Source organism: Methanospirillum hungatei JF-1 (assembly GCF_000013445.1).
GTDB lineage: Archaea > Halobacteriota > Methanomicrobia > Methanomicrobiales > Methanospirillaceae > Methanospirillum > Methanospirillum hungatei.
Genome location: NC_007796.1, coordinates 3,332,342 through 3,348,150, shown reverse-complemented (window position 1 = coordinate 3,348,150; position 15,809 = coordinate 3,332,342). Strand labels below are relative to the sequence as shown.

The following is a 15,809-nucleotide window of genomic DNA, read 5'->3' as shown; positions in this document are numbered from 1 at the left end:
ATGAAAATACTTATTACCGGTGCCAATGGCCAATTAGGGAAGGATACTACAAACCTCTGTAGGAAGTATGGGCACGATGTCACTGCCTGGACTTCAAAGGATCTTGATATTACAAAATATGATGTAGTAACTAAAACGATACAGAACCTTCAGCCAGACATCATCATCAACTGTGCTGCATACAACGCCGTAGATCTGGCTGAAACAGAATATGAGAAGGCTTTTTTGGTTAATGGCATCGGGCCGAAAAACCTCTCCCTGGCAGCAAATAAAGTGAACGCATCTTTAGTCCATTACTCAACCGATTATATCTTTAATGGAAAATCATCCCGACCATATACCATAGCCGACCATCCGGATCCACTAAGTCGGTACGGTGAGAGCAAGCTCCTTGGTGAACAGGAGGTCATGCGTCATGCAACACGTTACTATCTCATCCGGGTATCATGGGTATTTGGCTCCGGAAATATCAACTTTGTAAAGAAAGTCCTGGAGTGGAGTGACAAATCAAACATCATTACCGTTGTCGATGATCAGATTGCATCCCCCACATATACTCACGACCTGGCAAAGGCAACCCTTGACCTGATCCAAACTGATCAATATGGACTCTATCACTGTACAAATACCGGTCACTGTTCACGGTTTGACTTTGCTGCATATATTTTGCAGCAGGTTGGCTGGTCAGGTGAACTCATCCCGGGAAAAAGTACTGAATTCGAGACCCCGGCAACCCGCCCGGAATTTTCAGCTCTTGACAATTTTGGACTCAAACAGGTGATCGGATATAACCTGCCCTCTTGGCAGGATGCAACGGAGCGGTTTTTAAAGGAAATTGGGAGAACATAAACATGTATATCTTCATAACCGGAGTAGCTGGATTCATCGGTTCAAATTTTGTATATCACTACCTTGACATCCACCCGGAAGATATCATCATCGGGTATGATGCCCTTACCTATGCCGGGAACCCTGAAAATCTGGCCGCCCTTCCGGAAGATCAGAAATCCCGATTCATTTTCATCAAAGGAGACATCACAGATCCAGAACAGGTTCAATCGATATTTTCCCGGTATGATATCCAGGGAGTCATCAACTTTGCGGCTGAATCCCATGTGGACAGGTCAATTCATGATCCTGCGATCTTCCTCAAAACCAATATCCTGGGAACCCATACGCTCCTTGATGCCGCACAAGCAGCATGGCGAAAGAATGGGACGTGGAAAAAGAACACAACCTTTCTCCAGGTCTCAACCGATGAGGTCTATGGCTCACTCGGTCCGACAGGTCTCTTTTCCGAGACTACCCCTCTCGACCCACACAGCCCCTACTCTGCAAGTAAAGCAGGATCAGATCTCATTGCAAAAGCATACCATGATACCTTTGGCATACCTTTGGTAATCACCCGGTGCTCGAATAATTATGGGCCTTATCAGTTCCCCGAAAAACTCATCCCTTTAACCATCACCCGAGCCCTGGAACACCAGTCCATACCGGTATATGGTGATGGCCGGCAGATCCGCGACTGGCTCTATGTCATGGATCACTGCCGGGCAATAGATCTAGCCTTCCATAAGGGAAAACCAGGAGAAGTATACAATATTGGGGGCTCGAATGAACGGGAAAATATCATTATTGTAAAAACAATACTGCGGCTTCTGCATGAAATGACCGGAGACCCGGAGATCAACGAAAGCCTGATCACGTATGTTACCGACCGGCTTGGACATGATCGGAGATATGCCATTGATGCCTCAAAGATCAAACGGGAATTCGGATGGGCACCTCAAACTCCCTTTGAGGAAGGGATCCGAAAAACAATCCGGTGGTACCTGGAACATCAAAGTTGGGTAAAAAGTGTCATATCTGGTGAATATTTGAGTTTTTACCAGAAAAACTATGGATGACCTGTAAAGAGAGAAGCAAATCTCATGAAAATGCCCTGTATATTATACATCGGGCCTGATGAGTATCATCATGCCATCCTTTGAGAATTTTTGCCTAAAAAAGGTCTGGAAAAAGATAACAAAAAATACGGAATTGCAATTTTGAAAGAGAAATTGAAGATAGATAACTTGAATTATTTTCAACAAGATGACGAGTACCGAAATGTCCAGAAAATTGGTACCAAAAACCTCATAAGAAGTCAGGAAATTTAAATTTTTTGAGAAATAAGCGATTCACATCGTTGTATGAAGATCTGGGCACCCGTCAGAATCTCATCAGATTCTTCCTGAGTAATTCTTTTTGGTATAGAATAGTCGGCTTCTCTCGAAGAGTCTCAGACAAAGGCAGATATTTCCACACCATTTCTTCAAATTCTCCCACTCTCACAAAATTACTATTCAGTTGTGAGATCGTCCCTCTGTGAGTCCTTGTAATAATATCCTTTGTTAGAAGCACCGCTTTAGCAGCATAAAACATTGAATAATATGCCCTGGATACAGCGTCATTATAATGGTGGTTTTGATGTAGCTCGCATGCCACGGTATACGTTTCCTGAGCACGTCTGATAAAAAGAGATATTTCCTCACTATTAGGCAATTTGCTTTCCCTCCATTATTACAGTTTTAATGAACGAGAAGTCCCTCTCTTGTTCGAATTCGTCTTCAGAAAAAACCTTAATTGATAGGTATACATTTGTTTTGGTAAAAAAAGAGCAAGCAGTCCCTATTATGTCTATTTTGGATTTTATCGGTAATTTTGAAGTAATAACCAATAAATCAACATCAGAACCAGAATTACCTTCACCCCTGGCCCATGAACCAAACAGAATTACTCGTTTAATTTTTTCCCCATATTTTTCTTGTATCTGTGATGCATATGAATAAATAACATTAAATATTACCTTTTCATCGCTCGAAAACCCCTCCTGATCTCTATTCATCTTGAATACATTTGTAATTCTGATGTATTATATACCCTATGAGGAAGGAGAACTGACTTTCAGTATGAATTGACAAGCCCCTGGTGGAATCGGAAAGGTGATGAGATAGATCGTGTAGCAATAGATCTTGATCGGACACTCATGGCGGAATGCAAAACCGTGATCAATCAGAAGATCAGGCCCCGGATATTCTCGAGAGGTAATGAAAAAAGCAGAATTCATCTCTCACCTCACTCATCCGGTTACCGGTGGAGTGACAACCCGAAAAATTATGAGCAAAGAATAGCTGAAGCAGGATGGCAATTTTTTCTGGTACCTTCACTTTTTTCATTATTTCTGAAAAAACCATCTATATGGCAATAAATTCAGGCTTAATTTTCCACTGTTTTTAAACCTGTAAAATTTTTTGAATGATAGGTATTTCTTCTCATAATCAGCAACAATATAAAGAAAAAACTGATATGAGATATTCATGAAACGTCTAATAATTACTGCAATAGGTGAAGTTCAGCGTGTCGGATACCGGGATCGGGTCACAAAGATCGCCAGAAAAAATAATATTACAGGGATTGTCCGGAATTGCCCAGGATATGATGTTGAAATTATCGCAGAAGGCAATGAAGTTGACTTGGATCGGTTTATTTCTCAAATAAAAATACATGAGGATCCTATCTATGTTGAATCAATAAAAATTGACAAAGGAACCTATGAAGGGAAATGGGAGTATTTCGAGATTCAAAGAGGGAAACCAGACGAAGAACTCGGAGAACGCCTGGATGCTGCCCTCACGTATCTGGTACGTATAGATTCGAACAGTCGCCGTTCTGTTGAAATTGGAGAACAAATGCTGGTCAAACAGGATCAGATGTTGGATAAACAGGATCAGATGTTGGATAAACAGGATCAGATGCTGGATAAACAGGATCAGATGCTGGATAAACAGGATCAGATGCTGGATAAACAGGATCAGATGCTGGATAAACAGGATCAGATGCTGGATAAACAGGATCAGATGTTGGCGAACCAAAATTATCAGATCTCTCTTCAAAAAATTACAAATCAGGAGATTCAGGAGATGAGATCAGATATCAAAGATTCTCTCAATACAAAATATCAATTTATAGAACAACAATTACATGAAATTCAGACAGTTCTAAAAAATGCAGGTATGATGTCATAATTATTAAATATTAATTTTAGAAGTTGTTGCATAACTTTAAACCGCTGGTACAATGAGGAAAAATTAGATTTTTTATCGCCGATTTTAGGTTCCACTCGAATGGAAATTGTCCTCTTGCGGAAATTGCATTTTGGTTATGCAACTGCTTCTTTAATAACCTCCTTATTGTTCGGTCTGCTCACTTAAAAGAAGACGGGAGTTAAGAGATCGTTGTTCCTGAAAACCATTCTTATGCAGTAAATTTCTTAAATCATAGTAATTGATTTCCAGGTTCGCCCTATCAAAAAAATATATCAAGAGGCTGTTGCATAAAAGTTTTTCATTAGCATTATATGGCAAATTAAACATGTGAACTTTTATATTAACATCGTTAATTTCCCGTATTGTATGTTCAAAATTAATCTGTGCAACAGCCTCTCACATTATCCCATAAACCCTGAGCATCCATCCCGTTCACACTGGAGAAGCATCATACTCACATGAAGTGCCGTAAATATTATTTGAAGGCCGATTATCACACTTGATAGCGAAAGAACAGCGTTTGTTATTTGAGTCAGTGGTCCGGAAACTGTAATCCACTGACTTAATATGTATATACCGCTGGTAAAACCCAGGATCATAAACAACACACCAATGAATAGCAACTTTTCAAGTGTCTTATATTGTAGTATCTGAGTAAACCATGGTCCACAGTCATCCAGTTGGTGTGTAACACTATAGGATTTCATAACCACACCGGAAAGAAGAAACTGAAGACCTCCAAGCACGAGGATATCTCCTAGAATAAATGAATGAAGCCCCTGCAGTTCAACTGATTTTATTAGCCCCACTCCTACCATCAGGGAAAATCCCAAAAGAATAAACAGGAGGCCTGGGACTATTAAAAAACGAAGAGGCCTGATCAGCATAATAAACCGTATATGCCTCCACCCGTCAGCAAAACTGTGCAGTTTTGAAGGTCCTTTTCGTGGATAATAGGTGATCGGGATCTCTTCGACCCTCAGTCCCTTTTTTGCAGCCTCAATAAGCATCTCTGAGGCAAATTCCATCCCTCCGGTATGGAGACTTAACCTCTGAAGTGCATCTTTCCGAATCGCCCGCATCCCACTATGGGTGTCACTGAAGTTTGAATGAAAAGTGAAATTTAATAACCTTGTCAGGAGAGGGTTACCGATATATTGGTGGAGCCATGGCATCGATCCCGGAAGTATTTTCCCTTTTAATCTTGATCCGATTACCATATCTGCCCTCTCTTCTTTTATCGGTCTGATTAATTCAGAGATCAAAGAAAAGTCATACGTGTCATCAGCATCTCCGATAACAACGATCTCTCCTTTTGCCATAGGAAAAGCGGCTAGATACGCATTGCCATATCCTTTTTTATCAGGATGAATAATCCGGGCTCCAAAGGAACGTGCGATTTCCGGGGTTGCGTCTGTTGAGGAATCAGAGATAATAATTTCAAATGGTATATTGTGTTTTATACACCCTGCCCTGACTTTTTCAAGACAGGATCCAATTGTCTTCTCCTCATTTAAGGCCGGAATTATTATCGTTACAAGTGGTTCAATTACCATGCCATGACCAGTTTTACTAATAACTTTCATTCAAAAGGATAAATGATCTGGTAACTGAGGAAAATCTTGGGAAAAAAACTGACAAAAATAATCATAGCCTGATTAGACTCGGATTCCTTCACATGAAAGGGCGTTTTCAATTGCCTGTAAATTCTTTTTAATATCTGAAAATTCAGTTTCAAGATAATTGGATGAGTCTTTGCGAAATCCATTAATTTCATCAACCGTATCCTGTTGAATATGGATCATCTGATCCTGTTTATCTAGCATAGTTTTCTAAAGGGAGATCATCTCATGTTGAGACTCATCAATTATGAGAATCGCTGGAATCCCCGTGCGTAATTGTTTAAATTAAAGATCCTGAAGGAACGTTCCTATAGGTACAACTTCTCCTGTACTCTTCAGATCTGATCTCTGTAACCTCGTCAAAATAAGGTCTATTGGATGATATATACGAAAAAAAAGAAGATATTTTCTCTTCTGTTTCACAAAAGGTGATAAGGGCTTCTTGCGTCCATTAAATGAATTATTTATTGTAAAAAAGTGGGTAAAAGCGTTCACCTGGGCTTATTAGAGTAAAAAGGGCAGTAACCTACATCATGAGCTCTTGGGCCGGTAATGATTATTTGTTTTTTCCATATATGAGTATAGTATTGCCATCCTGACGAAACTACTTTTGTATGCAAATTATTTCCATTTTAGCTGGACTTCGATTTAAGGCACTTATTGATGCAACCCTCATGATAGAAGAACTGGGGATGCTCTCTTGTTCGGAAATGAATACTTAAGGAAAAAGTCAGATAGTACTCATAATGACAAGATCAAAAGACTGGCTGAATACACATTCATCGCACCTTCTTCTCCTCCTTGTGATTGCCTCTGCCCTCCTTGGACTCTGGCTCCGGATTTTACCCATGGATTTCCTTGGCAATGGTCCGGTTCAGAAACTCATTTTCATGGATACCTGGTACTCAATGCGTCAGATTGAGCAAATATCTGCAAATTACCCCGGATATGCCTGGTTCGATCCCATGACTGCGTTTCCCACAGGAAAGGATGTCGACTGGGGTCCGCTCTTCCCATTCCTCTGTGCATCTGTCTGTGTTCTTGTTGGTGCCCTGTCAAGACCGGAAAATATGATTGTCGCATCATACGTTCCTCCTTTAATATTTCTCCTTCTCATTCCCATAATCTGGTATCTGGGAAAATTATCCGGGGATGAAAAAACTGGGTGGATAGCAGCAATACTTCTTCCGGTCATCTCCGGAGAGTTATTATATCGTTCTTTTTATGGATATCTCGATCATCATATTACAGAAACACTCTTCTCAACCCTTTTCATCACCCTCATAGTCGCTCTCCTACTCACCACGAGCACCATTCAAAAGCCCTGGTATACGAAAAAAAGTATCCTCCTTGCCATCTTTGCTGGGATTGTATATTTTCTGGGTCTTATGAACATTCAGACCATGGTGCTTTTTGCAGCAATCTGCGCCCTTATCTTCCTGATCCATGCATTAGTACTCCGGGACCGGAATCATCTTTTCATTCTCCTTCTACATACCTGCCTCTTCTTTATTACATTTACAGTCCTCTATCTCCCTCTTGGATTAACACATGATGGGTTTTCTTTGAGCAGGTATTCGATAGGACATATTCTGGCAGCTCTGGCAATCCCTCTTGAACTGGGATTTCTCACTCTCTTCGCACATCTGTTCGCAAAGAAACCGCGGTTTCATTATATTGGAACTGTGTTGACCTCATTCGCCGCGGGATATGCATTCATTGCGATGCTTACCCCTGATATTGCTGCCCAGATAAACAACTCTATCCACTATTTCTTTTTCTTTTCATATGCTGAATCATATATTAATGAGATGCAGATGTGGGAACCGGTACGGGCGTGGTACTCCTACAATATTGCCATATTTCTTGCATTAGTAGGTATTGTCATCTGTATTATCAGGCTGATTCGTTCGTATCAACCTGCCTTAATGGCAATTCTTGTATGGGGAATCGTTCTCATGTATGCGACTCTGATGCATGTCCGGTATGAATATTACGTAAGTATAGTTATTGTGCTATTTTCTGCGATCGCACTCAGCACAATATATTCAAAAATTGCAGCGAGTGAGCAGCCTGAGAAACGATCAAAGAAAAACCTGGAGATGAAAGATCAGAATCTCCCATATCGTGCAATAGCAGTGGTAGGGATTTTAATGCTTATCATCGTCGGATTTTCAGTCCAGACGGTCATGACCGTTGCAGATAAGCAGATCGGTCTCATCTCAATGACAAATGACTGGGCTGACTCTCTTACCAGGCTCTCACAGATCTCCCCTGATACAGGTGTTGATTATCATAAAATCTATCAAAAAACAGAATTCACCTATCCGGAAAAATCATATGGCGTTCTTTCTTGGTGGGATTATGGACACTGGATAACCTTCCTTAGTCAAAGAATCCCCATAACATCACCCTTCCAGGATAATGTCCCTCCGGTCGCACAATTCCTGGCAGCTCAATCGGAAGAGAATGCAGAATTAAACGCGGATGATGTAAAAGCAAAATATATCATCACAGACTTTGCTACCGTCACCTCGAAATTTGCCGCCCTTCCCCTGTGGGGATATGGCAGAGATCGTATCTCTCAATACCAGGAGACCTATTATCAACCGTCCGGGCAGGGTGGCAGATATGATCCAGTTCTCGTCTTAAAACAGCCATATTTCGAAAGTACCGCTGTAAAGTTACATCTCTCCGATGGCTCATATTCTCCGGGCCAGGGAGGATCACTCCTGACCATTGAGCAATCACCAATGAGCGGAGGCTCCTTTAAATTAATCACGAATGCCATTCAAATCTCTTCTGAAGACGCACAAAAATTCCCCACATCCGATAACCAGATCGTCGGTTCCATCCAGTTCACCAAACCCATCACCGATGTCCCGGCCCTTGGTCATTACCGGCTCATCTATGAATCACCGACAACTGTTGCAGCTGATGAAACCCATCAGATAAAAGAAGTGAAAATATTTGAACGGGTGAAAGGATTCACTCTGCCCGGAACAGGAACCATTGAACTCCCTATAACCACGAATCAGGGACGGAACTTCACCTGGCAGCAAAAAAGTATGAACGGGACATTCACTCTCCCATACAGCACCCAGAACAACCCATACGAAGTACGGGCCACCGGGCCATACCGGATTATTGAAACCGGAAAAACAATTGAGGTATCTGAAGATCAGATCCTCTGATCCTTATACCCGTTTAAAGTCATCCTCGGTCCGCTCGATATCATCCTCTTCAAGATACTCACCTATCTGGACTTCAATCACCTCAAGGGGAATCTTTCCTGAGTTCCCGAGCCGGTGCATAACTCCCGCAGGGACAAACGTACTCTCACCCGGTCTGACAAAGAGCTGCTTTCCATCAAGTTCCACATCAGCGGTCCCATGCACCACAACCCAGTGTTCACTCCGGTGATGATGTCGTTGCAGTGATAAGCGCATACCAGGATTCACCGTCAGTCGCTTAATCTGAAACCCGGGCCCGGTTTCAAGCCCAAGATAGGACCCCCAGGGTCGGTAAACCAGACGGTGTATTTCAGTAATCGGGTTCCCCTGCTTTTTCAGATCCTTAACCAGGTCTCCTACTCTTTCTGCCATGTCGCGCCGGCAGACAAGTAATGCGTCACAAGTCTCGACAACAATCGTGTCTTTTATCCCGATAAGGGCTGCAAACCGGTCCTTGGTCGTCACAAAATTTCCATATGACTCTATGGCCATACAATTCCCTGAATTGTCACAAGCATCCTTCCCCGATATCTCATACCATGCATTAAAATTACCAAGATCGGACCAACTGGAAGAAAGAGGAACAACAGCTACGTTATTTGAATGTTCGAGAATGCCGTAATCTATTGAAACTGAAGGAAGTTCATCCCAGGAACCCCCCTTTTCAAAAATGTCTGCAATAATCGGCTGATATCGTATCAGTTCATTCATAAAAACCTGAACAGAAAAGAGAAACATCCCGCTGTTCCAGAAATATCCATCCTTCACATACTGCCGTGCAGTATCCTCATCTGGTTTCTCTTTAAACTCGTGTACCTGGAATCCTTTCTCCAATGGATTGCCAGGCGCAATGTATCCATATCCGGTATGCGGACTGTCAGGAATAATTCCAAATGTAACCAGGTAGTGTTCACATAAAGGGATTGCTGAACGCAACTCCTCACCGGCTGATGCTCCAAGGAGGTGATCGCTGGGAAAAACCATGATAACCGAATCCGGGTTTTTCTTCGCGATTTCTGTAACTCCCCACGCAATTGCCGGGAGGGTGTTTTTTCCTGAAGGTTCGAGCAGGATCTGCTCATCTGCAATTGGATATCTGAGTTCATTTATCTGATTTTTTACCAGGAAATGATGTAGTTCATTCGTTACTACATAAATATCTGAAGGATTGCTGTTTTCAACTGCTCTCAGGTACGTCTTTTGAAAGAGTGAGTGACCATTCACCTGAAGAAACTGCTTTGGATAGTAGGTTCTCGAAAGAGGCCAGAGCCTGGTCCCGACCCCTCCTGCTAAAATGATGGTGTATATCTGATTCACGATAGTACATCTGCGTGAAGGAGCATGAAATGAGCTATCTTTATGTGAGAATCAAATAATGGAAAATAATGATTGGAAATGATTGGAATGTATGAATCTTCGTGCAATATTCTATCCAAAGAAAAAAGTAAACCTCTGATACGATATGCAGATTATTACCGGTCAATTATTAAAGGAGTCTGTCCGAGAAATCGAGTGCATAAATATCTCTAAATTGGAGATAAATAAGTGGCTAAATTCGAATTAGACCTTATATACTTACTTAAATAAATAAAAAATCATATTCTTGGATAGTCTCCGGTGTAATGAGAATTTAATGACGGTGATAGATACGGCCAAGATACTATTTCTTACTATTGGCTGACTTTACCATTCTTTGCAAAATACACTAAAAATGACATGATATCTCAAAAGGATATAGTCATAAGTTAAAAATTAAAAAAATTAGTATTTAGGAAAATCTTCTCTCTCTATCAGAACTAATTCAATATTTCCTTTTGGAACAGGATACAGGGTAACTGTTACTGTATTAAAGTCGGTAATATACTCATTATCGTTGTATGGAACATAATCCCAGACAATTTTATAAGATTCTACGGTGTTATGTCCTTCGGATACTAATTCAATTGGCTGATCAATCTTTCCGACTTCAATTTCCTGAGCAAACGCTTTTTTTGTAGATATCCAACCTTTTCCTAGGATATAATAAATATCATACAATCCTGGCTTCATCTTCTCAAATGTATGTGATTCCCCTTTTGGAAGATAAATGGAGCAGATTGGATTTGGCCAGTTTGGTTGCGTTAGAACTACTAATGCATCTAGTTCACCTTGAGAATTATCAATAGTCAGTTTATTCAGACCTCCAGTCGGCTCCCTTCCTGAAACCAGTGCACCTTGCACAAATGACACGATCAATCCTAAAATAATTAATATGATAACACTTTTCAGAATTCTCAAATTGATAGACATAGTTATCCCTCTTCCTGCAACTAAATAAAAGTATCGAAAAAAGATGGGCTCGCTGAGATTCGAACTCAGGATCTCCGCCATGTCAAGGCGACGTCATAACCAGCTAGACCACGAGCCCCCGGTTGTGCCTTACAATGTAGCCTTCCAGTCCATTTATAGATTTTGATCTGTTCTTGAAAAAAAGATTAGATCCTGGCAAATTTTGCTGAGTAGATACCCGGCATACCACGGATCGCTTCCATTACCTCTTCCGGAACATCCCCATCAACATTCAGGACCATGATTGCTTCCTCACCTGGCTGGAATCTGCCGACCTGCATGCCGGCAATATTGATCTGATGTTCACCAAGGATGGTGGATGCCCTGCCAATAACTCCCGGACGGTCAAGATGCCGTGAGATGATAACCGCTCCTTCGGGGACCATGTCCATGGTGTACCCTGCAATTGACACTATCCTCGCGCCACCCTTATACAGAACTGATCCGGCGATCACCAGTTCAGAACTATCAGTGGTTACCTTCATGGTGAGGAGATTTTTATACCCTGCAGACTCGCCGGTTGTTGTCTCAGAAACGGCAATACCTCTGTCCTTGGCAATGTACGCGGCATTTACCATATTGACCGGGAACCGGAGGATAGGATCGAGCAGTCCCTTGATCGCCATATGGGTGATAAGTTTCGTGGACTGCCCAAGGGCAGCAAGATCCCCGCCATAGATCATCTCCAGTTTCTGGACACGCCCGTCAACGATCTGGATCATGAGCCGGCCTATCCGCTCTCCCAGGGTTGCATAGGGCTCAATGATCTCATGTTGTTCGGATGGGATGATCGGCGCATTCACGACATATTTCGCATCACCGCCACCAAGAACCTCAAGACACTGCTTTGCTATGGAGATTGCCACATTCTTCTGGGCTTCCACCGTACTTGCCCCAAGATGGGGGGTCACTATGATATTTGGAATGCCGATGAGCGGAGAGTCTTTTGGCGGCTCTTCTTCAAATACATCGATAGCAGCCCCGGCTACCTTTCCGGATTTCACAGCCGCCGCCAATGCCGCTTCATCAATGATTCCTCCACGGGCACAGTTAATAATCCGGACCCCGTCTTTCATCGTGGCGATGGACTTTTCATTGATGATATGCCGGGTCTCTTTGATGAGTGGGGTATGAACCGTGATGATGTCGGCTTTGGTAAAGAGAGCCTCAAGAGACATCGATTCGATGCCCATCTCCGCTGCTTTATCCGGAGAGATAAATGGGTCATATCCAATGATATGCATGTTAAATGATGATGCGCGTTTTGCAACCTCTCGTCCGATACGCCCAAGCCCGACAATCCCGAGGATCTTCTCATTCAGTTCAACACCCATGAATTTGGATCGCTTCCATTCCCCTGCCTGCATGGATGCATTCGCCTGGGGGATATTCCGGCAGAGTGACTGCATCATGGCCATGGTATGCTCGGTTGCTGCCAGGGTATTTCCTTCAGGAGCATTGGCAACTATCACGCCACGACGGGTGGCAGCATTCATATCAATATTGTCAACCCCGGCCCCTGCACGCCCGATAAACCGGAGTCTCTTGCCTGCCTCAATGACCCGCTCGGTCACCTGGGTGCCTGACCTGACAAGCAGCGCGTCATAATTCTCAATGGTTGCTACCAGTTCATCTTCAGAAAGCCCGGTGTTTACATCCACCATGGCATGTTCGCGAAGAATTTCTATGCCTTCTTCCGCGAGTTCGTCACTAACAAGGATGGTATATGTCACAGTACTCTCTAAGAAATCACAGTGAGATCACTTGATAGTTCGCAGATAGAGAGCCTGATTCTACTCAGTATGCCATTCACGAAATTAATGAGTTACTGTCATCGTATACGTTTTCTTTTTCCTTTCGCAGCGTCTTCAAGATATCTTTCGCAGCGTCTTCAAGATATAAAAGTCCCTGCGTACCAACCTGCTCATCTGATACGTTATAAATGCATATCCCGGTTCGTTTTGCATTCTGTACAAAAGGAAGATCAGATTCCTGAATCGTGTAGGGAAAAACATCGACACTCATTCCCATGTCCGAGAACATATCCTGGTACCTTTCTATCCTATCGATGAGTCTTTTTTCACTTTCTTTCATAACAAGGAGCAGATCGATATCACTCCCGGGGACTGCTTTTAATTGTGCAAAAGAGCCAAACACCCAGACTTCAAGGATCTCAGGATAATCCTTAAATTTCTCTAAAATCTCCTTTAATCTTTCTGTTATGAGAGGGTAATCAAGCCAGAATATCCTGACAGAATCTAAGGATATTTCCTGCACTGCTGATTGCCACATGTGCATCTTCCTTGGTAAAGTGTTCATGAGGTGTACCATATGTCAGCCCGTCCGGGTATCGGCTGATAATATAAAGTCTGTCAAGTCGTTTTGCATCAGAGAGTAACTCTCGAGAGATCTCAACATAGTCTGTCAACCCGATGAATAGTTTCTCGACAGAATGACCCCTGGCGTCACCTCCATAATACTGGTACAAGGCTTTTATGGATTTCTCTGCTGCCTGCTCTGATATAAAACATGCCCATTCATAATTTCCAGCTTTACAATTATCAACCGCTGCTTTCAAATCGAATTTCGCCTGCGCTATCCAGTCCTGACTTCTCTCTGGCATAAAAAATTTTCTCTCGAACAGGGATGTCTGCACATCCCGGTCTACCATGGTAATGCACCGATCATCAGACTGCTCATCCCTGATCTCAACCGGGTAACATCCGGTCAGACATCCAAGACACAGGTCATGACGGGGGAGACCTATGGCACGTACCAGGGATTCAATAGATATATAATGAAGACTGGTGGCGGTGATACTTTTCCTGACTTCATCTACGTCCTTGTCACTGCCGATAAGTTCTGCCCTCGTGGGCATGTCGACCCCCAGGTAACACGGAGCCTTGATGATAGGCGAGCCTATTCTCATATGTATCTCCCGTGCCCCGGCATCCCGCATCGTCTCAATAATCCGGCGTGATGTCGTTCCTCTGACAATGGAATCATCGACCAGGATGATTGACCGATCACGGAGATGATCCGGTATCGGATTGAGTTTTATCCTGACTGCCCGCTCACGTTTCTCCTGGGTCGGCATGATAAAAGTCCGCCCCATGTACCGGTTTTTAATCAGGCATTCCATGAAGGGAATAGAGGACCGCTCAGAAAAACCGACCGCATATGCAGTCCCCGAATCAGGGACCGTGCAGACAGCATCTGCCTGAACCGGGTTTTCCTCATATATCATCGCCCCGATCTTCCTGCGCACATCATACACAAGAGATCCGTCAATACGGGAATCAGCCCGTGCAAAATAGATAAACTCAAAGACACAGTGCCCCTTCCGCGAGGCTACAGCTATCTGTTTAAACCTGATCTCATCCCCGGAGATATGGATCATCTCACCCGGGAACACATCCCGTTCATATTTTCCATTCAGGGCATCAATCGCTACACTCTCTGATGCAACCATGTACCCTGATTCTGTCCTGCCAAAACAGAGTGGCCGGATACCATGCGGGTCACGAAATGCATAGAGGTCCCCGTCGTAGAGCATCACCACTGAGTAGGATCCTTTCAGACAGGCCATGCATTTCTTCACCGCATCCTCTATGGTGCCTCCTTTTCTGATTGACTCGGTAATTATCTTGGAGATGATCTCCGTATCTGATGTGGACCAGAAGATCTGCCCCCGGTCCTCAAACTGAGCTCTGAGCTCCCGATAATTCACGAGGTTCCCATTATGCGCCAGTGCGATCACATGCCCGCGAAATGTGAATAAAAATGGCTGAATGTTCTCAGGCCGGTTCTCGCCGGTGGTCGGATATCTGACATGCCCGATTCCAACGGTCCCGACCAGCGATCTGAGCATCTGCTCACTGAATACTTCAGAGACTAAACCGTTTCCTTTGTGTTTACACAGGCCTGAACCGTTAAATGTGGCAATGCCCGCACTCTCCTGACCACGGTGCTGGAGAGCATATAACGCATAATAAAGAGAAAAAGAGACGTCGGCAGAACTAGTGATGCCAACGATCCCGCACATGATTAATGGGTTGCAACTTTCGGCCGCTTGGTGATCCAGCCGTAAGAACGCATGCGGGTAGAGCGACCAAATCCACATGATGAGCAGATTTTATGACGCTTGTGATAGGACATCCGACCGCATCTTCTGCATGTCAGGTGAGTCTGAGTCTGTCGTTTACCTCGTGATGGTGTTCCTTTTGACATTTATTCTGCCTCCTTATTGGGGATTCGGGGAGATGTAGATTACATTATCGCCGCGAATAATCAGGGTACCGATACTCTGTGCCTGTCCTTGCACGATCTCCTCGGCTTTATCGAGCACAAGGTTCATGTGGACGTCGTATCCCTGGAGAACTCCTTTGATTTCTCTGCCCCCTTTAAGGGATATCAGTACTGGTTGGCGATTCAGGACCTGATCTAAAATATCCATAGGTCTTTTAGTCATATCAATACCCTGCACTACTCGAAATGAGTGAATAAATTGCGCCGGGATGATTCATAAACATACCTGT

15 protein-coding genes and 1 tRNA gene are annotated in these 15,809 nt (G+C 43.3%); 4 read left to right on the top strand and 12 right to left on the bottom strand.

Translation table 11 applies throughout. The annotated features are described in order from the left end of the window. Positions 1–849, top strand: a complete 849-nt coding sequence (gene rfbD, locus MHUN_RS16030; protein WP_011450011.1) for a dTDP-4-dehydrorhamnose reductase — start codon at positions 1–3, stop codon at positions 847–849. Between the two features lie 2 nt (positions 850–851). Further along, on the top strand, positions 852–1,907 hold the full coding sequence (gene rfbB, locus MHUN_RS16025) for a dTDP-glucose 4,6-dehydratase (RefSeq protein WP_011450010.1): 1,056 nt from the start codon (positions 852–854) through the stop codon (positions 1,905–1,907). A gap of 304 nt (positions 1,908–2,211) precedes the next feature. Here the strand turns inward: rfbB and MHUN_RS20120 are convergent, their stop codons facing one another. Both MHUN_RS20120 and MHUN_RS16015 read right to left on the bottom strand, forming a co-directional pair. Next, a complete protein-coding gene (locus MHUN_RS20120) occupies positions 2,212–2,544 on the bottom strand; it encodes a HEPN domain-containing protein (RefSeq protein ID WP_011450009.1) in 333 nt (110 codons plus the stop codon). Then, positions 2,537–2,887, bottom strand: a complete 351-nt coding sequence (locus MHUN_RS16015) for a nucleotidyltransferase domain-containing protein (RefSeq protein ID WP_011450008.1) — start codon at positions 2,885–2,887, stop codon at positions 2,537–2,539. Before MHUN_RS16015 ends, MHUN_RS20120 begins: the two co-directional genes overlap by 8 nt. Positions 2,888–3,359: 472 nt before the next feature. Here MHUN_RS16015 and MHUN_RS16005 point away from each other — a divergent pair, with 472 nt between their 5' ends. Further along, on the top strand, positions 3,360–4,067 hold the full coding sequence (locus MHUN_RS16005) for an acylphosphatase (protein WP_011450006.1): 708 nt from the start codon (positions 3,360–3,362) through the stop codon (positions 4,065–4,067). Between the two features lie 422 nt (positions 4,068–4,489). Here MHUN_RS16005 and MHUN_RS16000 read toward each other — a convergent pair whose 3' ends face one another. Both MHUN_RS16000 and MHUN_RS19095 read right to left on the bottom strand, forming a co-directional pair. Further along, positions 4,490–5,674, bottom strand: coding sequence for a glycosyltransferase family 2 protein (locus tag MHUN_RS16000; protein WP_011450005.1), 1,185 nt, complete (start codon positions 5,672–5,674; stop codon positions 4,490–4,492). Between the two features lie 72 nt (positions 5,675–5,746). Next, positions 5,747–5,893, bottom strand: a complete 147-nt coding sequence (locus MHUN_RS19095; RefSeq protein WP_204222988.1) for a hypothetical protein — start codon at positions 5,891–5,893, stop codon at positions 5,747–5,749. A 563-nt stretch (positions 5,894–6,456) separates the two neighbouring features. Between MHUN_RS19095 and MHUN_RS15995 the strand changes: the two genes are divergently transcribed. Then, positions 6,457–8,904 carry an oligosaccharyl transferase, archaeosortase A system-associated gene (locus MHUN_RS15995; protein WP_011450004.1) on the top strand — a complete coding sequence of 816 codons (2,448 nt, stop codon included), beginning with the start codon at positions 6,457–6,459 and terminating at the stop codon, positions 8,902–8,904. Between the two features lie 3 nt (positions 8,905–8,907). On the opposite strand, the gene MHUN_RS15990 is transcribed toward MHUN_RS15995, so the two are convergent. The 8 genes from MHUN_RS15990 to MHUN_RS15960 all read right to left on the bottom strand — a co-directional run bounded on the left by MHUN_RS15990 (position 8,908) and on the right by MHUN_RS15960 (position 15,742). Beyond that, positions 8,908–10,260 carry a mannose-1-phosphate guanylyltransferase/mannose-6-phosphate isomerase gene (locus tag MHUN_RS15990; RefSeq protein ID WP_011450003.1) on the bottom strand — a complete coding sequence of 451 codons (1,353 nt, stop codon included), beginning with the start codon at positions 10,258–10,260 and terminating at the stop codon, positions 8,908–8,910. Between the two features lie 444 nt (positions 10,261–10,704). Beyond that, entirely contained in the window at positions 10,705–11,232 is a 528-nt protein-coding gene (locus MHUN_RS15985) for a hypothetical protein (protein WP_011450002.1), read from the bottom strand. 44 nt (positions 11,233–11,276) lie between these two features. Beyond that, positions 11,277–11,350, bottom strand: a tRNA-Val gene (locus MHUN_RS15980). Positions 11,351–11,417: 67 nt separating this feature from the next. Further along, a complete protein-coding gene (gene serA, locus MHUN_RS15975) occupies positions 11,418–13,004 on the bottom strand; it encodes a phosphoglycerate dehydrogenase (RefSeq protein WP_011450001.1) in 1,587 nt (528 codons plus the stop codon). A 76-nt stretch (positions 13,005–13,080) separates the two neighbouring features. Beyond that, on the bottom strand, positions 13,081–13,563 hold the full coding sequence (locus MHUN_RS17895; protein ID WP_158498245.1) for a nucleotidyltransferase domain-containing protein: 483 nt from the start codon (positions 13,561–13,563) through the stop codon (positions 13,081–13,083). Continuing rightward, positions 13,505–15,316 carry an amidophosphoribosyltransferase gene (gene purF / locus MHUN_RS15965; RefSeq protein ID WP_143709553.1) on the bottom strand — a complete coding sequence of 604 codons (1,812 nt, stop codon included), beginning with the start codon at positions 15,314–15,316 and terminating at the stop codon, positions 13,505–13,507. The genes MHUN_RS17895 and purF overlap by 59 nt, the downstream gene beginning before the upstream one ends. A gap of 2 nt (positions 15,317–15,318) precedes the next feature. Then, positions 15,319–15,501: a 50S ribosomal protein L37e gene (locus MHUN_RS18500; protein ID WP_011449998.1), complete on the bottom strand. Its 183-nt coding sequence runs from the start codon at positions 15,499–15,501 to the stop codon at positions 15,319–15,321. Positions 15,502–15,514: 13 nt separating this feature from the next. Beyond that, positions 15,515–15,742 (bottom strand): LSM domain-containing protein, encoded by a 228-nt coding sequence (locus MHUN_RS15960; RefSeq protein ID WP_048067628.1) that lies wholly within the window; start codon positions 15,740–15,742, stop codon positions 15,515–15,517. Positions 15,743–15,809 lie beyond the last annotated feature (67 nt).

Bases quoted from the DNA above. Each gene is read 5' to 3' on its own strand.
- rfbD (WP_011450011.1), top strand. From the start codon at position 1: ATGAAAATACTTATTACCGGTGCCAATGGCCAATTAGGGAAGGATACT.
- rfbB (WP_011450010.1), top strand. From the start codon at position 852: ATGTATATCTTCATAACCGGAGTAGCTGGATTCATCGGTTCAAATTTT.
- MHUN_RS16015 (WP_011450008.1), bottom strand. From the start codon at position 2,887: ATGAATAGAGATCAGGAGGGGTTTTCGAGCGATGAAAAGGTAATATTT.
- MHUN_RS16005 (WP_011450006.1), top strand. From the start codon at position 3,360: ATGAAACGTCTAATAATTACTGCAATAGGTGAAGTTCAGCGTGTCGGA.
- MHUN_RS16000 (WP_011450005.1), bottom strand. From the start codon at position 5,674: ATGAAAGTTATTAGTAAAACTGGTCATGGCATGGTAATTGAACCACTT.
- MHUN_RS19095 (WP_204222988.1), bottom strand. From the start codon at position 5,893: ATGATCCATATTCAACAGGATACGGTTGATGAAATTAATGGATTTCGC.
- MHUN_RS15995 (WP_011450004.1), top strand. From the start codon at position 6,457: ATGACAAGATCAAAAGACTGGCTGAATACACATTCATCGCACCTTCTT.
- MHUN_RS15985 (WP_011450002.1), bottom strand. From the start codon at position 11,232: ATGTCTATCAATTTGAGAATTCTGAAAAGTGTTATCATATTAATTATT.
- MHUN_RS17895 (WP_158498245.1), bottom strand. From the start codon at position 13,563: ATGTGGCAATCAGCAGTGCAGGAAATATCCTTAGATTCTGTCAGGATA.
- purF (WP_143709553.1), bottom strand. From the start codon at position 15,316: ATGTGCGGGATCGTTGGCATCACTAGTTCTGCCGACGTCTCTTTTTCT.
- MHUN_RS18500 (WP_011449998.1), bottom strand. From the start codon at position 15,501: ATGTCAAAAGGAACACCATCACGAGGTAAACGACAGACTCAGACTCAC.
- MHUN_RS15960 (WP_048067628.1), bottom strand. From the start codon at position 15,742: ATGACTAAAAGACCTATGGATATTTTAGATCAGGTCCTGAATCGCCAA.